Raw genomic sequence first — 16,411 nt, forward strand, 5'->3', positions numbered from 1 at the left:
TCCTGTCCGCACACACGCGGTCGTACAAATGTGCCGCGCCCCCCAGGCTAGAACCTGGGGGGCGCGGCTTCCATTCCGGGTGGGTCGACCTGCCCTTACTCCGGGCGGTCCTCCGGAGCCACCTCGATGCCCTTCTCCGTGGAGACCGGCGCGACGGAGGCCGACGTGCCGTTCGCCGCGTTCGTCAGCTGCAGCTCCTTGGGGGAGAGCACCGGCGGGCGGGTGGAGGGGGTGCGGCGGGCGGAACCGGTCCACGCGGGGCGCGCCGGACGCTTGACGATGGTCGAGAAGATCTCGGCGATCTCCTGCTTGCCCAGCGTCTCCTTCTCCAGCAGCGCGAGGACCAGGTTGTCGAGGACGTCACGGTTCTCGACGAGGATCTCCCAGGCCTCGTTGTGCGCGGTCTCGATGAGCTTCTTGACCTCTTCGTCGACCAGCGCCGCGACCTCTTCCGAGTAGTCCCGCGGGTGCGCCATCTCGCGCCCCAGGAACGGCTCGGTGTTGTCGCCGCCGAACTTGATCGCACCCAGACGCTCGGTCATGCCGTACTGCGTGACCATGGCCCGCGCCGTGGCGGTCGCCTTCTCGATGTCGTTCGCCGCGCCCGTGGTCGGGTCGTGGAAGACCAGCTCCTCGGCCGCGCGCCCGCCCAGCATGTACGCAAGCTGGTCGAGCATCTCGTTGCGCGTGGTCGAGTACTTGTCCTCGTCGGGCAGGACCATGGTGTAACCCAGGGCCCGGCCGCGGGACAGAATCGTGATCTTGTGGACCGGGTCGGAGTTCGGGGAAGCCGCCGCGACCAGGGCGTGTCCGCCCTCGTGGTACGCGGTGATCTTCTTCTCCCGGTCCGACATGATCCGGGTCCGCTTCTGCGGGCCCGCCACGACGCGGTCGATCGCCTCGTCCAGCGAGTGGTTGTCGATCAGCTTCTTGTCCGAGCGGGCCGTGAGGAGCGCGGCCTCGTTCAGGACGTTGGAGAGATCGGCACCGGTGAAGCCGGGCGTGCGGCGGGCGACGGCGCCCAGGTCGACGTCCGGGGCGACCGGCTTGCCCTTCTGGTGGACCTTGAGGATCTCCAGACGGCCCTGCATGTCCGGGCGGTCGACCGCGATCTGCCGGTCGAAGCGGCCCGGGCGCAGCAGCGCCGGGTCGAGGATGTCGGGGCGGTTCGTGGCGGCGATCAGGATGACGCCGCCCTTCACGTCGAAGCCGTCCATCTCGACGAGCAGCTGGTTGAGGGTCTGCTCGCGCTCGTCGTGGCCGCCGCCGAGGCCCGCACCGCGGTGCCGGCCGACGGCGTCGATCTCGTCGACGAAGACGATCGCCGGCGCGTTGGCCTTGGCCTGCTCGAACAGGTCGCGGACACGCGAGGCACCGACACCGACGAACATCTCGACGAAGTCGGAACCGGAGATCGAGTAGAAGGGAACACCGGCCTCGCCCGCGACGGCGCGCGCGAGCAGGGTCTTTCCGGTGCCGGGCGGGCCGTAGAGCAGCACGCCCTTGGGGATCTTGGCGCCGACGGCCTGGAACTTCGCCGGCTCCTGGAGGAACTCCTTGATCTCGTGGAGTTCCTCGACGGCCTCGTCCGAGCCCGCGACGTCGGCGAACGTCGTCTTCGGGGTGTCCTTGGTGATGAGCTTGGCCTTGGACTTCCCGAAGTTCATGACTCGGGAGCCGCCGCCCTGCATCTGGTTCATCAGGAACAGGAAGACGACGACGATGAGGACGAAGGGCAGGAGCGAGAGCAGCACGCTCAGGAACGGGCTGGTCTTGTCCGGCGTGACGGAGTATCCGTCCGGGATCTGACCGGCGTCGTACTTGGTCTGGAGGCTCTGGGCGAGCTGGACGCCCTGATCCCCGATGTAGTTGGCCTGGAACTTGGTGCCGTCGTGCTTGCCGAGCTTCTCGCCCTGCTTGAGCTCAACCTTGATCATCTGGCTGTCGCCGGTGGTCAGCTTGGCTGTCTCCACCTGGCCAGTGTTGATCGCCTTGATGACCTCGCTGGTGTCCACCGACTTGTAGCCGCCGCCGGAGCCGACGACATTCATCAACACGACCACGGCGAGGACGGCCAGCACGATCCACATGACCGGCCCACGGAAGTATCGCTTCACGTCCATCCATACGGGGCGCCAGGCGCCCCGTCCCTCCTGCCCGTAGGTAAATGCTGCTGTGTGAGTAAAGACTGTTCTTCGGAATGTACCCCTGAATTGTCACCCGCGGCCCGTGGGACGGCTGACAGACCCGCCTTCCCCTGCTCCAACGGCGGGAATCGCCCCCAGGTTCCCCGGCGGCGCCGCGGATTCCCGGGGGCGGGGCGGGGTCAGCCGCCGTAGACGTGCGGGGCGAGCGTGCCGACGAACGGCAGGTTGCGGTACTTCTCCGCGTAGTCGAGGCCGTAGCCCACGACGAACTCGTTGGGGATGTCGAAGCCGACCCACTTCACGTCGATCGCGACCTTCGCGGCCTCGGGCTTGCGCAGCAGCGTGACGACCTCCAGGGAGGCCGGCTGGCGGGAGCCGAGGTTCGACAGCAGCCAGGACAGCGTCAGACCGGAGTCGATGATGTCCTCGACGATCAGGACGTGCTTGTCCTTGATGTCGGTGTCCAGGTCCTTGAGGATCCGCACCACACCGGAGGACTGGGTCCCGGCGCCGTACGAGGACACCGCCATCCAGTCCATGGTGAGCGGGGTGGACAAGGCGCGTGCCAGGTCCGCCATCACCATGACGGCGCCCTTGAGCACGCCGACGATGAGCAGGTCCTTGCCCGCGTACTCCGCGTCGATCTTCGCGGCCAGCTCGGCCAGCTTCGCGTCGATCTCTTCCTTGGTGATGAGCACCGACTGGAGGTCGCTGCCCATGTCCTTCTCGTCCACCCGCATCACTTTCGTTGTCGGCCGGGGCTCCGGGGTGGCCCCCGGAGGACTCAGCCGTGTTTCAGCACCAATCAGCCCTGCCGGATGACAAGTCTGCCACCCTGCCGCTGGGCCTCCACCCGGCCGGGCAGGTTGATGGCGCCCTGGCCGCGCCATCCGGTGATGAGGCGGTCGACTTCCTCGATGTGGCGGGCGAAGAGGGAGCCCGCGGGAGAGCCCGCGGCGACGACGGCCCTGCGCAGCACCCGGCGGCGGACGGCCGGGGGCAGGGCGTACAGCTTGGCGCACTCCAGGCGGCCGTCCTCGTCGCGTACGCCGCCCTCCGCCTCGGCGGCCCAGGCGTCCAGGGCGTCGGCGTCGTCACGGGAGAGCTGGGCGGTGCGGGCGAGGGCCTCGACGACGCCCTTCCCGAGCGCCTTCTCCAGGGCGGGCAGTCCCTCGTGGCGCAGGCGGGAGCGGGTGTAGGCCGGGTCCAAGTTGTGCGGGTCGTCCCAGACGGCCAGGGACTGGACCATGCACGCCTTGCGGGCGGTCTGCCGGTCGACCTGGAGGAAGGGGCGGCGGTAGCGGTGGCTGCGGCCGGGGCCGCCGGGGCCCTGGGAGACTTCCGGCATGCCGGAGAGCGAGCGGATGCCGGATCCGCGGGCAAGGCCCAGCAGGACGGTTTCCGCTTGATCGTCCCGGGTGTGGCCGAGCAGCACGGCGGCGGCGCCGAGGCGGTCGGCGGCCTCGTCCAGGGCGCCGTAGCGGGCGTCGCGGGCGGCGGCCTCGGGACCGCCGCCACGGCCGACGCGCACGGCGACGGACTCCACCGGGTCGAGGCCGAGTGCGGTCATGCGGGTGACCACCTCGGCGGCGCGCTGGTCGGAGCCGTCCTGCAGTCCGTGGTCGACGGTGATGCCGCCGGCCCGGATGCCGAGTTTGGGGGCCTCGAAGGCGAGGGCCGAGGCGAGGGCCATGGAGTCGGCGCCGCCGGAGCAGGCGACGAGCACGAGTGGCGCGGTGCCCGCGCCGGTGCGAGGGTCGGCGCAGGGGACGGCTCCGGACGGGGTCCGGGGGCGGTCGGTGAGCTCGGTGAGGACGTCGTGGAGTACGCGGCGGACCGCCAGGCGTATCGCCGCGACCGCAGGATGGGGACCCATGTCCGGTGCCCTTCGATGGAGTTCGGATGCCTCGGAGGCTTCGGGGTGGTGTGCTGGGAGGTGCTTGCCCGGCTGCCCCCGCGGAACGGGAGGTTGTCACTCAGAGTGCGTCGATGGTGACAGAACCGAGCCGTTCCCCGAGCATCGCACGCCCTTATACGGCTCACGGTCCCTCGGACGGGTGATGCTGCTTCCCCCAGGGGGACATGTTTAGGCCTCTCCGTCACGTGTGGCGCGGGTGAACGGGAGGGAAGCGGCGGGGCGCCGTGGGGCCGCCCCGGCGGTGCGGGGCGGGCCCGTTCCCCGAAATCACCCCTGCCGGTCCTCTCCGCCCCCCTCGCTCCCCTTGCCGTGGACCCGGGCCACCCAGTCCGCGGGCCGGTCGATCTCCGCCTTGGTGGGCAGCGTGTTCGGCGAGGTCCAGATCCGGTTGAAGCCCTCCATGCCGACCTGGCCCACGACGGCGCGCACGAAGCGCTCGCCGTCGCGGTACTGGCGCAGCTTCGCGTCGAGGCCGAGCAGTTTGCGCAGGGCGGCGTCGAGGCGGCCCGCCCCGCTGGCGCGGCGCTGCTGGAACTTCTCGCGGATCTCGGCGACCGAGGGCACCACCTGGGGGCCGACGCCGTCCATGACGAAGTCGGCGTGCCCCTCCAGCAGGGACATGACGGCGGTGAGGCGGGCGAGGATCTCGCGCTGCTCGGGGGTCTGCACGAGTTCGACGAGGGAGCGGCCCTCGTCCCCGTGCTCGGCGTCCGGGCGGGCGCCGGCGAAGGACTGGGCGGCCTCCCGGATGCGCTCCAGGACCGTCATCGGGTCGATTTCTGTGGCACCCAGAAACGTCTGGATTTCGCCTTCGAGGTGGGCGCGCAGCCACGGGACGGCCGTGAACTGGGTACGGTGCGTCTCCTCGTGCAGGCAGACCCACAGCCGGAAGTCGTGCGGGGCCACCTCCAGCTCGCGCTCCACGTGGACGATGTTCGGGGCGACGAGCAGCAGCCGGCCGCCCGAGGCGGAGGCCGGCAGGTCGCGGGAGACGGGCGCGAAGGTCTCGTACTGTCCCAGGACCCTGGAGGCCAGGAAGCTCAGCAGCATGCCCAGCTCGACGCCGGTGACCTTGCCGCCGACCGCGCCGAGTACGGCTCCGCCGGGGGCGCCGGCGCGGCGCTCCTGCATCTTGCCGAGGAGCGGCGTGAGCAGCTCCCGGAAGCCGGCGACGTTGGCCTTGACCCAGCCGGCCCGGTCGACGACCAGGACGGGGGTGTCGGGGACGGCGGCGCCGTCGGGGATCATCCGGGTGAACTCGCGCACGTGCCGTTCCGAGGTCCTGGCGTGCCCGCGCAGTTCGGCGACGACGGCCCGCGCCTCGTCCCGGGTCACCTCCGGGCCGGGTCGCACCAGCCGGGTCGCGGTCGCCACCGCGAGGTTCCAGTCGACCATCTCCGCACCACTGATGCTCGTCATGCGTCAACCGTACGTGGGCGAGCCCTCCTGCGGACCCCCTACGGAGCGGCCGCGACGGCCGCGGCCAGCTTGTCGAGGCCCTTCTCGGCGCCCTCGGGGCCGGGGCTGTTCGCCGTGAGGAAGGCGAAGGCGAGGAGCCTGCCCGTGGAATCGACGACGGTGCCGGCCAGGGAGTTCACTCCGGTGAGGGTGCCGGTCTTGGCGCGGACCAGCCCGGCGGCCGGTGAGGTGCCGGCGTTGCGGGCGCGCAGGGTGCCGGTGAAGCCGGCGACGGGGAGCCCGGTGAGGACGGGCCGCAGCTCGGGGTGGTGGGGGTCGGCAGCCTTGGCGAGCAGGCCGGTCAGCAGGCCGGCGCTGACCTTGTCGGCGCGGTTCAGGCCGCTGCCGTCGGCGAAGCGGGAGCCGCTCACGTCGACGCCGAGGCCGGCGAGCCGGGCGGTGACGGCCTTCTCGGCGCCCTCGAAGCCGGCGGGCTGTCCGGAGGCGAGGGCGGTCTGGCGGGCGAGGGCCTCGGCGATGTCGTTGTCGCTGTTGGTCAGCATCCGTTCGACGAGCCCGGCCACCGGGGTGGACTGGGTGACGGCCAGCGGCTGGGCGCCGGCGGCGGCCTTGGCCCGAACCGGTTCCGCGCCGACCTTGATGCCGCGTTCCGCCAGGAGGGTGCGGAAGGCGCGGGCGGCGGCCCTGGCGGGGTCGTCGGTGCGGTCCACGGGCCCGGACGTGGAGTCGTCGGGGCGGCCCTCGTCGGCCGCCAGGGCGGTCACGGGGGCGATGTTGGGGTTGACGCCGATCGGGTGCCGGACGGGGCCGGTGTAGAGGCTGTCGTCGTACCCGAGGGTGACGGTGTCGGTGCCGGCGGCCTTGAGTGCCTGGGCGGCGTCCGCGGCCAGGGCGACGAGGCTGCCGCCGGATCCGGCGGGGCTCTTCTTCTTCGCGGTGAGGGAGGGGTCGCCGCCGCCGACCAGGACGATCTGTCCGGAGGTGGTGCCGGGCACGACGGTGGTCCTGATCCGGTGCTCGGGCCCGAGCGCGGCCAGCGCGGCCGCCGCGGTGGCGATCTTGACGGTGGAGGCGGGGGTCATCGCCTCGCGCGCGCCGGACTCGAAGAGCACCTGTCCTGTGGCGGTGTCCACGACGGAGGCGGTACGGACGGTGCCGAGCGCCGGGTCGGCCAGCAGCGGCCGCAGCCGGGCGGCGAGCCCGTCCGCGGGTCCGGCCGCGGCGGCCTGCCCCCGCGGTACGCCGGGGCCGACGGCTCCCAGTACACCCGGGGCGCTGGGCGCGGCCTGCGGGAGGGGCCCGGAGCCGGCCGCTCCACCGTGATCTGCGCCACCCGTAAGGCCCCAGGAGGCGGCTGCGTCCCGCTCGGCCTTACGCTGGCCGGAGTCCCACGGACCGGCGGCGGCCACCGCTGCCACCGACAGGGCGAGGCCGGCGACGGCCGCACCCGCGGTGAGCTGCCACGTCTTGACCAATGGCACCTCGGACCAGCCCCTTTCGCGATCACACATATGCGTGAGGGACACTTAACCACTGCGTCTTGCCGCGAGCATGGCACCCCACCCGACAGGGCTGGGCCGGACGCGCACGCAGTTGAATCAATGCCGTCTCGAAGCAATGAAGCTGATCATGGAGGAGCAGGACGTGGAGTTCGACGTCACCATCGAGATCCCCAAGGGTTCGCGGAACAAGTACGAGGTGGACCACGAGACCGGCCGGATCCGTCTGGACCGTCGCCTCTTCACCTCGACCAGCTACCCGGCCGACTACGGCTTCGTCGAGAACACCCTCGGCGAGGACGGCGACCCGCTGGACGCGCTGGTCATCCTTGACGAGCCGACCTTCCCGGGCTGCCTGATCAAGTGCCGCGCCATCGGCATGTTCCGCATGACGGACGAGGCGGGCGGCGACGACAAGCTCCTGTGCGTGCCGGCCTCCGACCCGCGTGTGGAGCACCTGCGCGACATCCACCACGTGTCCGAGTTCGACCGCCTGGAGATCCAGCACTTCTTCGAGGTCTACAAGGACCTGGAGCCGGGCAAGTCCGTCGAGGGCGCGAACTGGGTCGGCCGTACCGAGGCCGAGGCCGAGATCGAGGCCTCGTACAAGCGCCTGGAGGCGCAGGGCGGCCACCACTGAGCTCAGGCTCGGCGGCGGTGACGGGCCGGGGGTCTGCCCCCGCGCCCCTGTGACATGGCGGGCGGCATCCCTTGGGGGTGCCGCCCGCCGTCGTGTTCCCGGGCGGTGCGGCCGGGCTGGGTATGCGGAGGGAGGAAACGATTCCGCATACTGATGCTCCGGGTGATCACGGACTGGAGGACGCGTGGCGCAGGCCGACGGGGCAGAAGACAGGAAGCCCCTGTCCGACGAGGCGCACAGCGCCTTCACGCCGCCGCCGGGGGTCGGGCCGGAATCCCCGGAGGAGGACCAGCCCACCTCGGAATTCGCTCTTCCGGCGGGCGCCGAGCCGGTGCGGCCGGAGCCCGAGGGGTCGGCCTTCGCCGCCCCCGCCACCTATCGGGCCGCGCATTCCCCGCCCGCCTACACCCCGGGTCAGGGCTTCCCCGTCGTGCGGATGACGGAATCGCCCTGGCAGGACCGCATGCGCACGATGCTGCGCATGCCGGTCGACATCCGGCCCGTACCGGAGCTGGTCCAGCGGCAGAGCGAGGCCGGCCCCGCCGTGGGCCGTGTGCTCGACCTGACGCTGCGCATCGGCGAGCTGCTGCTCGCCGGCGGCGAGGGCGCCGAGGACGTGGAGGCCGCGATGTTCGCGGTGGCCCGCTCGTACGGGCTGGACCGCTGCGAGCCGACCGTCACCTTCACCATGCTGTCGATCACCCACCACCCCTCGCTGGTGGGCGACCCCGTGTCGGCCAACCGGACCGTGCGGCGCCGGGGCACCGATTACAACCGGCTGGCGGCGGTGTTCCGCCTCGTGGACGACATCAGCGCGCACGAGATCGACGTGTCGCTGGAGGAGGCCTACCGCCGCCTCGCCGAGATCCGCCGCAACCGGCACCCGTACCCGGGCTGGATGCTCACCGCCTCCGCCGGGTTGCTCGCGGGGGCCGCCTCCACCCTCGTCGGCGGTGGGGTCCTCGTCTTCTTCGCCGCCGCGATCGGGGCCGTCCTCGGTGACCGGCTGGCCTGGCTGTGCGCCGGGCGCGGGCTTCCCGAGTTCTACCAGTTCGTGGTGGCCGCGATGCCGCCCGCCGCCATCGGGGTGGCGCTGAACATGACGGGGATCGACGTCAAGGCCTCCGCGGTGATCACCGGTGGGCTGTTCGCGCTGCTGCCGGGACGAGCCCTGGTCGCGGCCGTGCAGGACGGTCTGACCGGCTACTACATCACCGCTTCGGCCCGGCTCCTGGAGGTCATGTACCTCTTCATCGGCATCATCATGGGCGTACTGGTGGTGCTTTACGTCGGGCTGCAGTTCGACGCCTCGCCGCGGCCGGAAGAGGTGCTCCAGATCCAGCAGCGGCCGCTGATCCAGATCGCGGCCTCCATGGTGCTGGTCTTCACCTTCGCGATCCTGCTCCAGCAGGAGCGCTCCACGGTGTGGATCGTGACCCTCAACGGCGGAGTGGCGTGGGTGACCTTCGGGGCGCTGCACTACGCGGGCGGGATCCCACCGGTGCCGTCCACGTGCGTCGCGGCGGGACTGGTGGGCCTCTTCGGACAGCTCTTCTCCCGCTACCGCTTCGCCTCCGCCCTGCCGTACGTGACGGCCGCCATCGGCCCGCTGCTGCCCGGCTCGGCGACGTACTACGGGCTGCTGCTGATCGCCGAGAACCGGCTGAACGAGGGCCTGGGCTCGCTGGTGAACGCCGCGGCCATCGCGCTGGCCATCGCCATCGGGGTCAACCTGGGCTCGGAGGCCTCACGGCTGTTCATGCGCATCCCCGGCGCCGCGAGCGCCGCCAAGCGCCGGGCGGCGAAGCGGACCCGGGGCTTCTGACCGGCGCCCGGACACGCGTACGCCCCCGCATGCGGGGGCGTACGCGGTGACTCCGGCGTGTCCGGATCAGCGCTTGGCGTGGCGGCCGCGCTGGCCCGGGGACTGCGGGCCGCTGCCGTCGACGGCGGCGACCGCGTCGGGTGCCTGGCCGGCGTTCGCCCTGTTCTCCTTGCGGGCCTTCAGCACCTCGAAGATCACCGGGATGACGGAGAGGAGGACGATGCCGACGAGGATCGCCTCGACGTTCGTCTTGATGAAGTCGATCTGGCCGAGCCAGTAGCCCGCGACGGTGACGCCCGCGCCCCACCCGATGCCACCGATGATGTTGTAGGTCAGGAAGGTGCGGTACTTCATCGTGCCGGCGCCCGCGACCATCGGGGCGAAGGTGCGGATGATCGGCACGAAGCGGGCGAGCACGATGGCCTTGGGGCCGTGCTTGTCCATGAACTCGTGCGCCTTGTCCAGGTTCTCCCGCTTGAAGAGCTTGGAGTTCGGACGGTTGAAGAGCTTCGGCCCGAAGAACTTGCCGATCATGTAGCCGACCTGGTCGCCGATGACCGCCGCGGCGACGATCAGGGTGCAGACCAGCCACAGCGGCTGCTTGATGTACTGCCCGTCCGCGACCAGCAGGCCCGCGGTGAAGAGCAGGGAGTCGCCGGGCAGGAAGGCGAAGAGACCCGACTCGGCGAAGACGATGACCAGGATGCCGATCAGGCCGAAGTGCGAGATCAGGTAGTCCGGGGACAGCCACTCAGGGGTGAGCGCAAGCGTATACACGGGTTCCGGGCTCTCCTGGATCGGGGGGAAGGCAGGTGGGGACGGTTTCAATTATCAACGCACACGACCCCCGCCCGGTTCCAGGTACCGGCGGGGGTCGCCTACGTGACTTTCCGCCTACGCCTTGCGCACGCCGTTCGCGAAGATCGCGTCCCGCAGGTGTACGGCCATGCCCGGCTTCACCGCGTCGTAGAACGCCGTGAACCGCTCGTCCGCCACGTACATCTCACCGAGGCACGTGTGCATCTCGTACGGGCAGTCGTAGAACCACTTGTGGATGTGCAGGCGGTGCTCCTCGGCCAGGTCCATCGCGGCCTCGCCGTCGGCGGGTTCGCCGGCCTCCATGGCCGCCGCGTACCGGCGGCCCCACTCGGCGGACTCGTCCTGGATCCGCTGCCAGTCGTCCTTCGTGTACGAGGCCGCGCGGCGCTGGGACTCGGCGTACGCCTCGGTGTCGCCCCAGCGCTCCTCGACCTCCTGCGCGTAGCTCTCGGGGTCCACGTCCCCGAAGACCTCGAACTTCTCCTCGGGCGTGAGGTTGATGCCCATCTTCTTCGCCTCCATGGCGTGCTCAACGGCCTTGGCCATCTGCTGGAGCCGGGCGATCCGGTCGGTCAGCAGGGCATGCTGCCGGCGCAGATGCTCCTGGGGATCCGATCGCGGGTCGTCCAGCAGGACCGCGACCTCTTCGAGGGGGAAGCCGAGCTCCCGGTAGAACAGGATCCGCTGCAGCCGGTCCAGGTCGGCGTCGTCGTACCGCCGGTGTCCCGCGTGGCTGCGGCCGCCCGGGGAGAGCAGCCCGATCTCGTCGTAGTGGTGCAGGGTGCGCACCGTGACCCCGGCGAAACCGGCGACCTGGCCCACGGAGTAGCCCATTTCTTCCCTCCTCTGCTCGGGTACGCCCTTCACTGTGGTTCCTCACGCCGCGTGAGGTGCAAGTCCTCTTTCGCGGGCTGCTTGCCCAGACCCCGCTTTCGCGGGCTACTTGCTCAGCCCCCGGTAACGGCCCACCGCCAGCGGGAAGAAGACCGCGAGCAGCAGGAGCGGCCAGGCGACCGCCAGCAGGCCCGCGTGGTCGGCGGCCCACGAGGGGGGCGCCGCGGCCGGGTTGCCGAACAGGTCGCGGACGGCGGTGGCCGTCGCCGAGAGCGGGTTCCATTCCACCACCACGCCCAGCCAACCCGGCATCGACTCCGGCGTGGCGAACGCGTTGGACAGGAAGCCCACCGGCCACACCAGGATCTGCACCGCCTGGACCAGCTCCGGTCGGCCGGCGACCATGCCGAGCCAGATCCCGATCCACAGCATCGCGAAGCGCAGCAGCAGGAGCAGCCCGAAGGCGAGCAGCGCCGCCGCCGCGCCGCCGTGCCAGCGCCAGCCGAGCAGCAGCCCGACCGCGGCCAGGACCAGCAGGCCCACCGCCGACTGGAGCATGTCGGCGGTGCTGCGGCCCACCAGGACCGCCGAGGAGGACATCGGCATGGCGCGGAAGCGGTCGATCACCCCCTTGTTCAGGTCCTGGGTGACGGCCGTCATGGTGGCCTCCAGCCCGAAGGCCATGGTCAGGGCGAGCATCCCCGGCACGAGGAACTCGACGTACTCGCCGTCGATCCCGCGGCCGCCGCCCACCAGGAAGCCGAACATCAGCAGCATCATCACGGGGAAGACCAGGCCGACGACCATCTGCACGGGCTGCCGCGCCCAGTGCGCCAGCTCGCGCCGGGTCATCGTCCAGGAGTCCGAGACCACCCAGACCGCGCTCACGCGGCCACCTCCTCGCGGTCGGTCAGGTGCAGGAACACCTCGTCCAGCGTGGGGCGCCGGACGGTCAGGTCGGCCGCCTCGACGCCCGCCTCCTCCAGCGTCCGCAGGGTCCGGGCGAGACCCGCCATCCGGTCCTGGACCGGGAAGCTCAGGGTCAGGGTGTCGGGGTCGACGGCCGGGTCGGGCAGCAGCCGCGCCGCCTGGGCCAGCCTGGCCGCGTCCCGCAGGACCACGACGATCCGGTCCGCGCCGACCAGGGCCTTCAGTTCGTCGGCCGTGCCCTCGGCCGCGACCCGGCCCCCGTCGACGAGGGCGATGCGGTCGGCCAGCTGGTCGGCCTCCTCCAGGTACTGCGTGGTGAGCAGGACGGTCGTGCCGCCGCCCACCAGCGAGCGGACGGCGCTCCACACCTCGGCGCGGCCGCGCGGGTCGAGGCCGGTGGTCGGCTCGTCCAGGAACAGCACCTCCGGGTCCGTGATCAGGGAGGCGGCGAGGTCGAGCCGGCGCCGCATTCCGCCGCTGTACTGCTTCACCGCCTTGCGGCCGGTGTCCGCGAGGCCGAAGCGCTCCAGGAGCTCGTCGGCGCGCCGCCCGGCCCGGCGCGCGCCGAGGTGGTGGAGGCGGCCGAACATCTCCAGGTTCTGCCGCCCGGCCAGTTCCTCGTCGAGCGCCGCGTGCTGGCCGAGCAGGCCGATGCGGGAGCGCACGGCCGCCGGGTCCGCGGCCACGTCGTGGCCCGCCACCCGGACCGTCCCCTCGTCGTGCCGGAGCAGGGTGCTCATGATCCGCACGGCCGTGGTCTTGCCGGCGCCGTTGGGGCCGAGCACGGCCTGCACGGTGCCGCGCGCCACCTCCAGGTCGAGCCCGGCCAGGGCCTGCTTGTCGCCGTACCGCTTGTGGACGCCTTCGACGGAGATCGCCAAAGCCACTCCCTCACTAGTCAAATTTGATTACCGCGAGCCGCAAAGGTAGTGCCCCCTCACGGGCTAGTCAAACTTGATTAGGCGTAGGGGTTCTCCTGGCCCTCCGCCAGGACCCCCACGAAGGGCTCGCCGCCCTCGCCCGCGAAGGAGTACGCGCCTCCCTCGACCCGGGCGATCAGCCCCCGCGTCCACTCCGCCTCGGCATCGGCGGAGTGGACCCACATGTGCATGATCTCGCCGATGTGTCCCAGCGCCTCCGGGCCGCCCTCCGGCGTGTAGTAGTCGGTCACCGACGACCGCCAGCCCGCCAGCTTCGCCAGCCGCTCCCGCAGGAGCGCCAGCACCTCGTCCCTCGGCAGGTCGACCATGAATCCGATCGCCGCCGACAGCACGTCCGTCTTCTGGTCGTACGCCGAGAGCGCCTCGCGCAGCAGCCTGAAGTACTCCTCACGGCCGGCGTCCGTCACTTCGTACTCGGTGCGCGGCGGTCCGCCCGCCGCGCTCGGCGCCACCTCGTGGGCGTGCAGGACGCCCTGCTTCGCCATCTGCTTCAGCGCGTGGTAGATGGATCCCGGCTTGGTGTTCGACCACTCGTGGGCGCCCCAGTACTCCAGGTCGTTGCGCACCTGGTATCCGTGGGCCCGCCCGTGCTGGCGGACCGCGCCGAGGACAAGAAGCCGGATCGCTGACATGGGGCCAGGCTAAGCCCCTGCCCTGATCCGCCGGACACCCCCTAGCCCATGGCCTTGGTGCCGTCGATGGACTCGCGGACGATGTCCGCGTGGCCCGCGTGCCGGGCGAACTCCTCCACCAGGTGCAGCAGCATCCAGCGGATGGAGACCTTGCCGTCCTGCGGGAACCAGGGCGCGGGCGGCAGCGGGAAGGTGACGTCCAGGCTCGGCACCGCGGCGACGAAGGCCTCCGTCTCCTGCCGGATCCCGTCCCAGAAGGCCAGGACCGAGGCCACGGACTCGCCGTCCACGAGCCGGAAGGACTCGCTGCGGTCCTCCTCGGTGCGCTGGAGCTCGTTCGGCCGCTGCTGGGCCATGCGCAGCCAGGCCAGTTCGCACTCGGCCACGTGCTTGAGCACCCCGGACAGGCTGAGTTCGCTGACGCTCGGGCGGCTCGCCGCCTGCTCCTCGTCGAGCCCGAGGAGGGTCTCGCGGATCGCCGCGCGCTGGGACTCGACGAAGGCGAGGAGCGTGCCGCGCTCGTCGCCGAGGACCTCGGTGGAAATCTGGGCCATGACCGGACCGCCTCTGCGTGGTGTTGCCGGGGGCCTCTCCCCCGACAACCCACACGCTACGGAGCCTTGCGGTCAGATGCTGTCCTAATTCCCGGCTCGGTTCGACGCGTTCTCCTCGTCCGGCCGAATCGCGGGCAGCGCCGTGGCCGGCTTCGGGAGCAGGGCCTTGGAGAGGTCCTGCCTGCCCGTCGGGTCGAGCCCGTACATCGCCTCGTAGATCTTGCGGACGGCCGGTCCGGAGGCGCCGGAGCCGGTGCCGCCCTGGGAGATCGTCATGACGATCGCGTAGTCCTCGGTGTAGGAGGCGAACCACGAGGTGGTCTGCTTGCCCTGGACCTCGGCCGTGCCGGTCTTGGCGTGCATCGGGATCTGCTTCTGCGGCCAGCCGCCGAAGCGCCAGGCGGCGCTGCCGTCGGTGGCCACGCCGGCGAGGGCCTTGTCGATGTTGTCGCGCGTCTTGGCGTCCATCGGGAGCTTGCCCTGCTCCTTGGGGGCGATCTCCTTCACCGACGTCCCGTCGGCACTGACGATCGCCTTGCCGACGCTCGGCTGGTGCAGGGTGCCGCCGTTGGCGATGGCCGCGTAGACGGACGTCATCTGGAGCGGGGTGACGAGGGTGTCTCCCTGCCCGATCGAGTAGTTGATCGCGTCACCCTCGCGCAGCTGGTTGCCCTGGCGGCAGTTCTCGTAGGCGATCTTCTCGGCGAAGCTGCCGTTCTTCTTGCCGTCCCGGCACCAGGCGTCCTTGTTGGCGTCGAAGAAGTCCTGCTTCCACTTGCGGTCGGGGACCCGGCCGGGCACCTCGTTGGGCAGGTCGATGCCGGTGCGCTTGCCCAGGCCGAATTCGTGGGCCGTCTTGAGGAACCAGTCGTTCGGGTCCTTCTTCGGCTTGATGCCCCCGTCCTTCTTCCACTCCTGGTCGGCGATCAGGTAGTAGACCGTGTCGCAGGAGACCTCCAGGGCCCGGCCGATGGTGATGTCGCCGTGGCCCTGCGACTCGAAGTTCGTGAAGGTCTGGTTGCCCACCGAGTACGAGCTGGGGCAGGGGTAGCGGTTGTTGAAGGGATAGCCCGCGTTGACCGCGGCGGTCGAGGTGACCACCTTGAAGATGGAGCCGGGCGCCGCCTGTCCCTGGATCGCGCGGTTCAGCAGCGGGTAGTTGGACTCCTTGTCCGTGAGGGAGGCGTAGTCCTTCGCGGAGATGCCGCCCACCCAGGCGTTGGGGTCGTAGGTCGGGTTCGAGGCCATCGCGACGATCCGGCCCGTCTTGGTCTCCATCACCACGACCGCGCCCGAGTCGGCCTCGTAGTTGCGGCCGGTGTTCTTGTCGTGGACCTTGCGGGCGTCGATCATCGCGTTGTTCAGCTCCCGCTCGGCGACCGCCTGCACGCGAGAGTCGATCGAGGTCACGATGTTCGAGCCGGGCTGCGCCGGGTCGGTCTGGCCCTGCCCGATGACCCGGCCGAGATTGTCCACCTCGTAGCGGGTGATGCCGGCCTTGCCGCGCAGCTCCTTGTCGTACGTGCGCTCCAGGCCGGAGCGGCCCACCTGGTCGGAGCGCAGGTAGGGGGAGTCGGTCTTCTTCGCCTTGGCGATCTCCTCGTCGGTGACCGGCGAGAGGTAGCCCAGCACCTGGGAGGTGTTGGCCTGGTCCGGGGCCGCGTAGCGGCGCAGCGCTGTCGCCTCGGCCGTGATGCCCGGGAAGTCCTCGGGGTGCTCGCGGATCTGCAGGGCCTGCTCCGTGGTCGCCTCGTCACTGACCGGGATCGGCTGGTAGGGCGAGCCGTTCCAGCAGGGCTGCTTGGTCTGGGAGTCGCAGAGGCGGACCTTGTCGACGACCTCCTGCGGGTCCATGCCCAGCACCCCGGCGAGCCGGGTCAGCACGGACTTGCCCTTGTCCTTCATCTTCAGCAGCTCGGTACGGCTCGCGGAGACCACCAGGTGGGTGGCGTTGTCGGCGAGCGGAACCCCGCGCGAGTCGAGGATCGAGCCGCGCACGGCCGGCTGGACCACCTGCTGGACGTGGTTGTTCTTCGCCTCGTCCGTGTACTCCTGGCCGTTGCGGATCTGGAGGTACCAGAGCCGTCCGCCCAGCGTGAGCAGCAGGGAGAAGACCACGACCTGGATGACGACGAGCCGGTTCTGGACCCGAGGGGTCCGGCCGGTCTCCGGTATGTTGCTCAACTCGTTCTCCCCCGGGCGGCTGCCTACGCCCGGCCGAGTCTAGGGGCTGTCCGATCCTGATCCGCCGGA

13 protein-coding genes and 1 pseudogene are annotated in these 16,411 nt (G+C 70.9%); 2 read left to right on the top strand and 12 right to left on the bottom strand.

All coding sequences use genetic code 11. The annotated features are described in order from the left end of the window. Window positions 1-95: 95 nt before the first annotated feature. From ftsH to dacB, 5 genes are all read right to left on the bottom strand, one after another. Window positions 96-2,123, bottom strand: a complete 2,028-nt coding sequence (gene ftsH, locus AB0F82_RS13860; protein ID WP_362626766.1) for an ATP-dependent zinc metalloprotease FtsH — start codon at window positions 2,121-2,123, stop codon at window positions 96-98. Between the two features lie 203 nt (window positions 2,124-2,326). Then, entirely contained in the window at window positions 2,327-2,887 is a 561-nt protein-coding gene (hpt, locus tag AB0F82_RS13865; protein ID WP_030228417.1) for a hypoxanthine phosphoribosyltransferase, read from the bottom strand. Window positions 2,888-2,952: 65 nt separating this feature from the next. Further along, entirely contained in the window at window positions 2,953-4,023 is a 1,071-nt protein-coding gene (gene tilS, locus AB0F82_RS13870) for a tRNA lysidine(34) synthetase TilS (protein ID WP_362626769.1), read from the bottom strand. 309 nt (window positions 4,024-4,332) lie between these two features. Beyond that, window positions 4,333-5,484: a zinc-dependent metalloprotease gene (locus AB0F82_RS13875; RefSeq protein WP_362626772.1), complete on the bottom strand. Its 1,152-nt coding sequence runs from the start codon at window positions 5,482-5,484 to the stop codon at window positions 4,333-4,335. Between the two features lie 38 nt (window positions 5,485-5,522). Then, window positions 5,523-6,965: a D-alanyl-D-alanine carboxypeptidase/D-alanyl-D-alanine endopeptidase gene (gene dacB / locus AB0F82_RS13880; RefSeq protein ID WP_362626775.1), complete on the bottom strand. Its 1,443-nt coding sequence runs from the start codon at window positions 6,963-6,965 to the stop codon at window positions 5,523-5,525. Between the two features lie 163 nt (window positions 6,966-7,128). Between dacB and AB0F82_RS13885 the strand changes: the two genes are divergently transcribed. Beyond that, window positions 7,129-7,623, top strand: a complete 495-nt coding sequence (locus tag AB0F82_RS13885) for an inorganic diphosphatase (protein WP_008742522.1) — start codon at window positions 7,129-7,131, stop codon at window positions 7,621-7,623. 184 nt (window positions 7,624-7,807) lie between these two features. Then, a complete protein-coding gene (locus AB0F82_RS13890) occupies window positions 7,808-9,448 on the top strand; it encodes a threonine/serine ThrE exporter family protein (RefSeq protein WP_356810198.1) in 1,641 nt (546 codons plus the stop codon). 66 nt (window positions 9,449-9,514) lie between these two features. On the opposite strand, the gene AB0F82_RS13895 is transcribed toward AB0F82_RS13890, so the two are convergent. From AB0F82_RS13895 to mrdA, 7 genes and pseudogenes are all read right to left on the bottom strand, one after another. Beyond that, window positions 9,515-10,225 carry a DedA family protein gene (locus tag AB0F82_RS13895; RefSeq protein ID WP_362626778.1) on the bottom strand — a complete coding sequence of 237 codons (711 nt, stop codon included), beginning with the start codon at window positions 10,223-10,225 and terminating at the stop codon, window positions 9,515-9,517. A 117-nt stretch (window positions 10,226-10,342) separates the two neighbouring features. Further along, window positions 10,343-11,101, bottom strand: a complete 759-nt coding sequence (locus tag AB0F82_RS13900) for a MerR family transcriptional regulator (protein WP_356810200.1) — start codon at window positions 11,099-11,101, stop codon at window positions 10,343-10,345. Window positions 11,102-11,206: 105 nt separating this feature from the next. Beyond that, entirely contained in the window at window positions 11,207-11,953 is a 747-nt protein-coding gene (locus tag AB0F82_RS13905; RefSeq protein ID WP_356810271.1) for an ABC transporter permease, read from the bottom strand. Window positions 11,954-11,985: 32 nt separating this feature from the next. Then, window positions 11,986-12,918, bottom strand: coding sequence for an ATP-binding cassette domain-containing protein (locus AB0F82_RS13910; protein ID WP_362626781.1), 933 nt, complete (start codon window positions 12,916-12,918; stop codon window positions 11,986-11,988). Between the two features lie 71 nt (window positions 12,919-12,989). After that, the gene (locus AB0F82_RS13915) at window positions 12,990-13,604 is read right to left on the bottom strand and encodes a PadR family transcriptional regulator (RefSeq protein ID WP_362626784.1); all 615 of its coding nucleotides are present in this window, start codon (window positions 13,602-13,604) and stop codon (window positions 12,990-12,992) included. Between the two features lie 41 nt (window positions 13,605-13,645). Beyond that, window positions 13,646-14,158, bottom strand: coding sequence for a DinB family protein (locus AB0F82_RS13920; protein ID WP_356810203.1), 513 nt, complete (start codon window positions 14,156-14,158; stop codon window positions 13,646-13,648). A 117-nt stretch (window positions 14,159-14,275) separates the two neighbouring features. Next, window positions 14,276-16,342: pseudogene (mrdA, locus tag AB0F82_RS13925) on the bottom strand (penicillin-binding protein 2); the annotation flags it as partial. Window positions 16,343-16,411: the final 69 nt, after the last annotated feature.

This window comes from Streptomyces virginiae, assembly GCF_040638905.1.
GTDB classification, from domain to species: Bacteria; Actinomycetota; Actinomycetes; order Streptomycetales; family Streptomycetaceae; genus Streptomyces; species Streptomyces virginiae_B.